Genomic DNA, 1,073 nt, shown 5'->3' with positions numbered 1-1,073 from the left:
TTCTAAAAATTCTAAAAGAAAAGAAGATTGGATATTGCCATTGAGGGATAGAGTTATGTCTTGCATCGTATCTATATTCCAAAAACCCTCAGTTCCCCTAAACCCTACTATAAATTCATCTTTTTGTTTATCGTAAAACAAAGTAGCACTAAAGCCACTTGTAGTGTTAGGCTGATGAAATTGAACCTCATATCTTTGAATGAAATTTTTAGTCTGTAATTCTCCAAATTCTCCGTTGAGTTTACCTTTACTAATAAAACTATATTTTTGTCCGACCTTTTCTTTTTTTCCAGCTATTTTGCCATTATAGCTTAAGTTTAAAAGCTCATTTAAGGTAATAATAGTTTCATTTTCTTGCAATATACAATCTTCTAAATCAAAATAAAAATAACTAGCTTGTGCAAGTTCTGCATAATCTTTTAATTCATTGATTTTTTCTTGCAAAATTATCCTTTATTTAAATAATGACAAAAAAATATATAATGTAACATAAAAACTATTATGATAATAAAACATGTAATATAATATCAAAGCTATAGGATAATAAAGTAACAATAGCAATGCTATATACAAAAACTTTATTTCACAAAGAGAAAAAAAGCGATAAAGCATTAATAGAATTAAAGGAAAAATAATCCAACCTAGCATTACAAAAAATTCATACACTCTATTTGGATTATGCCCTACAGCAGGAGAAATAACAAACCCACTTATACAAAATACTACCCAAACAATATAAAACTTACGAAATGCACCCATTTATTTTCCTTTTTAATATTTTTAATAAAATTATTCTACTTTTTTAAAAATTAAAATATAGCTATATTAGGAAAATTCCAACCATAAACACTAGGGGAATTAAAAGTATAAACTTCATTAGGGCTAAAAGATAATTTGTCTTTATATTTAATATCGCAATATATCAAAGCCATTTGAGCTAAATACCCACCCAATGAATGTCCTACAAATATAATTCTTTTGTGTTTGTTTTTGATTATTTTATTTACTTGTTCTAAAAATTCTAAAAGAAAAGAAGATTGGATATTGCCATTGAGGGATAGAGTTATGTCTTG

General features: G+C 26.3%; 1 protein-coding gene and 1 pseudogene. Both read right to left on the bottom strand.

Annotated elements, in window-relative coordinates; translation table 11 throughout:
- Window positions 1–444: pseudogene (locus tag AJN69_RS09670) on the bottom strand (hypothetical protein); the annotation flags it as partial.
- A gap of 365 nt (window positions 445–809) precedes the next feature.
- Window positions 810–1,073, bottom strand: a 264-nt coding sequence (locus tag AJN69_RS03870) for a lipase family protein (RefSeq protein ID WP_070274799.1), incomplete at its 5' end; no start/stop codon positions are given.

The organism is Campylobacter sp. BCW_4338 (assembly GCF_001763255.1).
Lineage (GTDB): Bacteria > Campylobacterota > Campylobacteria > Campylobacterales > Campylobacteraceae > Campylobacter_D > Campylobacter_D jejuni.
This window is presented reverse-complemented; position numbering and strand designations above follow the sequence as displayed.